This is a genomic window from Roseomonas aerilata DSM 19363, from assembly GCF_000711725.1.
Taxonomy (GTDB): Bacteria; Pseudomonadota; Alphaproteobacteria; order Acetobacterales; family Acetobacteraceae; genus Roseomonas; species Roseomonas aerilata.
On sequence record NZ_JONP01000024.1, the window covers coordinates 73,509 to 79,508 of the forward strand.

Sequence of the window (6,000 nt, forward strand, 5' to 3'; positions counted from 1 at the left end):
AGTCACACAGGCCGGGGGAAGAGGAGCATTAAAGGCCCACCCCGGCTCCGACCCATGCTTCGCAAGGAGGCGAGACAATGTTGCGTCAAACTGGATCCCGGACCGCCCCAAGGGCCGCCCGGATGGCCGTGGCAGCCCTTGCTGCCCTCCTCGTCGCGCTCCCGGCCGGCGCACAGGACAACTGGCCCGACCGCCCGATCCGCGTGCTCGTTCCCTTCGCCCCTGGCGGCGTGACGGACAGCATCGGGCGGCTCGGTGCGGAGTGGCTCGGCAGGTCGCTGGGGCAGCCCGCGCCGGTCGAGAACCGCAGCGGCGCCAACGGTGCCATCGCCGCCGAAGCCGTGGCACGTAGCGCACCCGACGGCTACACGCTGTTCACCGCCAGCGCGTCGCAGATGGTGATGCTGCCCGCGCTCACCCGGCTCAGCTTCAATCCGGCCACCGACTTCGCGCCGGTCTCGATCCTGGCGAGCAACCCGATGGTGCTGGCCGTCAGCACCTCGCTGAATGTTTCGACGCTGCAGGAGTTCGTCGCGCTTGCGAAGGCGCGGGCGGGCAAGCTGGACTACTCCTCCGCCGGCAACGGCTCCTCCACTCATCTGGCCATGGCCCTGCTGATGCAGCGCGCCGGGATCGACATGCAGCACGTGCCCTATCGCGGCGGCGCACCGGCGATGCAGGCCTTGCTGGCGGGCGAGGTCGCGGCCTATTTCGGCAATCCCTCCGACATGATCCCGCATTTGAGCGGCGGGCGCATCCGCGTGCTCGCCGTGGCGGGAACCGAGCGCCTCTCCAGCCTGCCGGGCGTGCCGACGGTGGCCGAGAGCGGCTATCCGGCCTTCCGCGCGGAGACCTGGAACGGAATCGCGGCTCCGGCCGGCACCCCCGCCGCCGCCATCCGCCGCATGGCCGAAGCCCTGGGCAAGGCCTGCGGCGACGCGAAGTTCCGCGATGCGCTGGAGCGGCTTGGCACCACTCCCGTCTGCAGCACGCCCGAGGCCTTCGCCGAGACGATGCGCCGCGACGCCCCTCTCTGGCAGGAAGCCGTGCGGATCTCAGGCGCGAGCCTGGACTGAGACGTCCCGAGGGCGGAGGCGGGGTGACCTTTTCCCCGCCCGGCGCGCGTGTCAAACGGCACCGGGATCCTGGGATGGCGGGAGGGGTGATGCGCGTGCCGGTGACGAAGAGCGCCCGATGGCTGGCCCGCGCCGCCGTCCCGGCACCGGGCGGCTATCCGAAGGAGGCGCGCGCCGTCCCGCTGAAGGACCAGGCCTACGAGATCATCCGCCACCACATCATCATCTGCCGCTTCGCACCCGGTGAGAAGCTGAACGAGGCGCAGGTCGCCGAATCGCTCGGGCTGAGCCGCATGCCCGTGCGCCACGCCCTCGCGCGGCTGCGGCTGGAGGGGCTGGTCACGATCCGGCCGCGGAAGGGCATCGAGGTCCGACCGATAGACCCGGTGGAACTGCTGCAGATTATCGAGGCGCGCACGGTGAACGAATGCCACGCCGTGCGCCTGGCTGCCGCGCGTTTCACCGCCGAGGACACCGCCGCGATAGACGACGTGCTCCGCCACACGGAAGCCGCGCTGGAACGGCACGACACCGAGGCGCTGATGCTGCTGGACAAGTCGTTCCACGCGATCATCGCGCAGGCCTCCGGCAACACCGTGTTCCTCGACATCCTCGGCAACCTGCACGACCGGGCCGTGCGCTTCTGGTTCATCTCGCTGGAGCAGCAGACGCACCAGGGCAGCGTGGTGCAGGAGCATCGCGCCATCAGGGATGCTCTGGTGGCGCATGACGCGGAGGCGGCCGAGGCCGCCATGGCGCATCACATCGCCGCCTTCCGGCGCAATGTCATGCTGCTGATCGGGCAGTAGTCTTCGCGCCGCCGCGCGGTCCTGCGTGCAGGATCCTGCCCCGATCCTGACCGTGCTGCTGACTTCATGAGCAGCTCTTTGCCTGTGACCTTCCATCGTAGAAGCGCCTGTTCCGGAGCGCTCGACTGTCTCGGAACAGAACCCGTCGGAGCGGCATCATGATCCTGACGCAGCCGCAGCCAGGCAACGGACCATGTCCTCCTGTCGAACAGCTCGTCGATGCCGGGATCAGGGAACGTCCGTTTGGAAGTAGTTTGGTAGGGTGGCTCGCAATCGTTCAATCTCGGCGAAGGTGCCGGACATGTGCGCCCGCAGCCTTGCCTCGGCTTGCCGAGCGTCGCCACTCATCATGGCTAATGCCAACTCCCGATGATCGTCCAGCACCGCCTCCGCCTTACCGGGTGAGGGAAGGTGCAGGCGACGCAGGCGGTCGAGGTGGCCGCTCCGGCTGCGCACCAGAGCTCGAAGATTTGGCACCTCGGCTGCAGAGTAAAGCGCGCTGTGGAACGCCTCGTCGGCCGCGGTGAAGTCGGTGTGGTTGCCTGCTGCTAGCCCGGCTTCCATGCGAGAGAGTTCAGCTTCTAGCACGCGGGCCAGCGCAGGGGAGGGCGATCCTGCCAGGCGGCGCACGATCTCCAACTCAATCGACAAACGAAGAAAATGCGCTTCTCGCGCGCTGGCCAGGTCGACGCGCGAGACACGCGTGGCTGACTGAGGCACCACCTCAACCAGCCGCTCCTCTTGAAGACGCACGATCGCCTCTCGCATCGGAGTCTGGCTGATCCCCAGCTGCCGAGCGATTTCATTGCGGGAAAGTACGGAGCCTGGCGGCAGGGCAAGGGAGATGATGGCATCACGAAGTTGCCCGTAAGCGAACTCGGAGGCGCTGGTGCGCCGGCCGAAGGAGGTGAGGAGAGGCACGCCCACGTCCTCTGTAGCGGAACAGTGCGGAACGGTGGCGCTCTCGGGTGCCTTGTCTTGGAAGGTGAGCTTCATTCTGTGGGAAACCCTAGAGGGAAGCGCGTCCGAACGACAGGAGGTTGACAGCCGAAGACTCATATATCAGATTTAAGACCACAAAATGAAGGCGGCCTCGATGCCGCGTTGTGGAGGATCGCCGATGCAGAACCTTGCCCGCCGCTTCACCCTCGCGGCGCTTCTGTCCGTCGCCGCGCTGCCTGCTGTGGCGCAGCAACGCGCCTACCCCACCCAGCCCATTCGCGTCATCGTGCCGTTCAGTGCTGGAACGTCGGACACCGTGGCCCGCCTCGTGAGCCTGGAGATGTCAAAAGCACTTGGCCAGCCGATGGTCGTGGAGAACCGTCCGGGCGCTGGCGGCAATCTGGGCAGCGAGACCTGCGCGCGCGCCAATCCTGACGGTTACACCATCTGCCTCGGCACCATCAGCAGCCACGCCATCAACCCGGCCATCTATCCTCGCATTCCCTACAACAACTTGCGTGACTTCGCGCCGATCACACAGTTGGCGTCTCAGCCCAACGCTCTGGCCGTGGGAGAGAGCTTCCCCGCCCGAAGCATCCCGGAGCTGATCACCTACCTGAAGGCCCATCCCGGTGAGGTGAACTACGGCTCCTCCGGCGTCGGGACGTCCGTGCATCTGGCCGGCACCCTCTTCGCGCAGCTGACGGGCACGCAGATCGAGCACGTGCCCTATCGCGGCAGCGGCCAGATTACGACGGCGCTTCTCGGCGGCGAGCTGCCGATGGCCTTCGACAACTTCTCGTCGGTCTGGCCCCTCGCACGGGAGGGCAAGATGCGCGTCCTCGGCGTCACCTCGCTCCAGCGCAGTCCCGCGGCACCGGACGTGCCCGCCGTTGCCGAGACGGTGCCGGGCTTCGAAAGCCTGTCATGGCATGGCATCTTTACCCAGTCCCGGGTGCCGCCCGAGATCGTTGCGCGGCTTAACGCCGAGGCTCGCGCGGCGCTCGCCACTTCTGCCGTCCAGGCACGCTTCGCCGATCTCGGCATCACCCCTGTGGGCAACTCGCCGGAGGATTTCCGCAGGTTCATCGAAAGTGAGACCGCACGCTGGGGCGACGTCGCCAAGCGCGCGAACATCAGCCTTGATTAGAAGGCCACTGAGCCCCTTCGTGCGGGGCTATGTGCTCGGCACGCGCGTCAGCTTCGACTGAGTGATCGCGGCTTAGGGCCGCCGCACCGACAGGAAGACACACATGACCATCACCGGTGAGATGCTGCTGGGCGCGACCGTGCTTCGCGGCACGGACAAGCCCATTCGCGCCGTCGAGGCGGCGACGGGCCAACCGATGGAGCCCGCCTTCGGCGGCGGCACGGCGACCGACGTGGACCGCGCCTGCGCCCTCGCCTGGGCGGCCTTCGACACCTACCGCGAGACCACGCCCGAGGCCCGGGCCGCCTTCCTGGAGGCCTGCGCCCAGGCCATCCTCGACATCGGCGATGAGCTGATCACCCGCGCCATGGCCGAGAGCGGCCTGCCGCGCGGGCGACTGGAGGGCGAGCGTGGCCGCACCGTGGGCCAGCTCCGCCTCTTTGCCGCCGAGCTGCGCGAGGGCGGCTGGATCGGCGCCCGCATCGACCCGGCCCTGCCGGACCGCAAGCCCCTGCCCCGCCCGGACCTGCGCCTGCGCCAGATCCCCCTCGGCCCCGTCGCGGTGTTCGGGGCGTCCAATTTCCCGCTCGCCTTCTCCGTGGGTGGCGGGGACACGGCCTCGGCGCTGGCTGCCGGCTGCCCCGTGGTCGTGAAGGCCCATTCCGCCCATCCCGGCACCTCCGAGCTCGTCGGCCGTGCCATACAGTCCGCCGTGCGCGCCTCGGGCCTGCCGGAGGGCGTCTTCTCCATGCTCTTCGGCTCCGGCCAGGTGGTCGGCCAGGGGCTGGTGGCCGATCCCCGCATCAAGGCGGTGGGCTTCACCGGATCCCGCGCGGGCGGCACGGCGCTGATGAAGACCGCGGCCGGCCGGCCTGAGCCGATCCCGGTCTACGCCGAGATGAGCAGCATCAACCCCGTCTTCTTGCTGCCGGAGGCCATGGCGGCGCGGGCGGCGGCGATCGGCAAGGGCTTCGTGGGCTCGCTGACCCTTGGCGCCGGCCAGTTCTGCACCAACCCGGGCCTCGTCCTCGCCCTTGAAGGGCCGGAACTAGACACCTTCCTCGGCGCTGCCACCGAGGCGCTCGGAGGCGCGCCGGCCCAGACCATGCTGACGCCGGGCATCCTCAAGGCCTACCAGACCGGCGTCGCGCACCTCGCCGGCAACAACCGCGTCCGCAAGGTGGCCTCGGGCGGACTCGCCACCGCGGGCACCCAAGGCGAGGCCGCGCTCTTCGAGACCACCGCCGCCCACTTCATGGACGACCCGGCGCTGGCCGAGGAGGTGTTCGGCGCCGCCTCCCTCGTGATCCGCTGCCCGGACGTGGAGACCATGCTGCGCCTCGCCGAGGGGCTGGAGGGCCAGCTCACCGCCACCATCCAGATGGACGAGGGCGATCTCGAGGCCGCGCGGCGGCTGCTGCCCGTGCTGGAGCGCCGAGTGGGCCGCATTCTGGTCAACGGCTATCCCACGGGGGTCGAGGTCAGCCACGCCATGGTCCATGGCGGCCCCTATCCCTCCACGTCGGACGGCCGTTCCACCTCGGTCGGCTCCCTCGCCATCGCCCGCTTCCTGCGCCCCGTCTGCTACCAGGACATGCCGGAGGCGTTGCTGCCGCCGGCGCTGCGGGACGGCAACCCGATGGGCATTTGGCGCCGCCTCGACGGCACCTTGAGCCAGGACTGAGAGAACGCCATGGCCGATCCCCACCTGCCTCCCGATGCGCTGGAGGCTGATCCTGGCACGGCGGGCGCTGCGCGCAGGACGGCGGCTGAGTTGCGTTCTGCGCGCTGGTTCGGGCCGGCGGACCTCCGGAGCTTCGGGCATCGCTCGCGCGCCATGCAGATGGGCTACAGCCCGGAGGAGTGGACGGGCAAGCCGGTGATTGCGATCGTCAACACCTGGTCCGACCTCAATCCCTGCCACGTGCACTTCAAGCAGCGCGTGGACGACGTCAAGCGCGGCATTCTCATGGCCGGCGGCTTCCCGGTGGAGTTGCCGGCGATCTCGGTGTCGGAAAGCTAC

6 protein-coding genes are annotated in these 6,000 nt (G+C 68.9%); 5 read left to right on the plus strand and 1 reads right to left on the minus strand.

Annotated features, from left to right (window positions below):
* Window positions 1-128: 128 nt before the first annotated feature.
* Together BO39_RS21770 and BO39_RS21775 are read left to right on the plus strand one after the other, a co-directional pair.
* Complete coding sequence (locus tag BO39_RS21770; RefSeq protein ID WP_169742806.1) at window positions 129-1,076, plus strand: Bug family tripartite tricarboxylate transporter substrate binding protein; 948 nt, start codon at window positions 129-131, stop codon at window positions 1,074-1,076.
* Between the two features lie 74 nt (window positions 1,077-1,150).
* Entirely contained in the window at window positions 1,151-1,885 is a 735-nt protein-coding gene (locus tag BO39_RS21775; RefSeq protein WP_052402438.1) for a GntR family transcriptional regulator, read from the plus strand.
* Between the two features lie 228 nt (window positions 1,886-2,113).
* On the opposite strand, the gene BO39_RS21780 is transcribed toward BO39_RS21775, so the two are convergent.
* A complete protein-coding gene (locus BO39_RS21780; protein WP_084698359.1) occupies window positions 2,114-2,881 on the minus strand; it encodes a GntR family transcriptional regulator in 768 nt (255 codons plus the stop codon).
* A gap of 124 nt (window positions 2,882-3,005) precedes the next feature.
* On the opposite strand from BO39_RS21780, the gene BO39_RS21785 reads away from it, so the two are divergent.
* From BO39_RS21785 to BO39_RS21795, 3 genes are all read left to right on the plus strand, one after another.
* A complete protein-coding gene (locus BO39_RS21785; protein ID WP_043837424.1) occupies window positions 3,006-3,977 on the plus strand; it encodes a Bug family tripartite tricarboxylate transporter substrate binding protein in 972 nt (323 codons plus the stop codon).
* Between the two features lie 103 nt (window positions 3,978-4,080).
* Window positions 4,081-5,661, plus strand: coding sequence for an aldehyde dehydrogenase (NADP(+)) (locus BO39_RS21790; RefSeq protein WP_043837426.1), 1,581 nt, complete (start codon window positions 4,081-4,083; stop codon window positions 5,659-5,661).
* Window positions 5,662-5,670: 9 nt separating this feature from the next.
* Window positions 5,671-6,000 (plus strand): dihydroxy-acid dehydratase domain-containing protein (locus BO39_RS21795; protein WP_043836827.1); only part of this gene is annotated, 330 nt, incomplete at its 3' end.

Bases quoted from the DNA above. Each gene is read 5' to 3' on its own strand.
- BO39_RS21775 (WP_052402438.1), top strand. From the start codon at position 1,151: ATGGCGGGAGGGGTGATGCGCGTGCCGGTGACGAAGAGCGCCCGATGG.
- BO39_RS21780 (WP_084698359.1), bottom strand. From the start codon at position 2,881: ATGAAGCTCACCTTCCAAGACAAGGCACCCGAGAGCGCCACCGTTCCG.
- BO39_RS21785 (WP_043837424.1), top strand. From the start codon at position 3,006: ATGCAGAACCTTGCCCGCCGCTTCACCCTCGCGGCGCTTCTGTCCGTC.
- BO39_RS21790 (WP_043837426.1), top strand. From the start codon at position 4,081: ATGACCATCACCGGTGAGATGCTGCTGGGCGCGACCGTGCTTCGCGGC.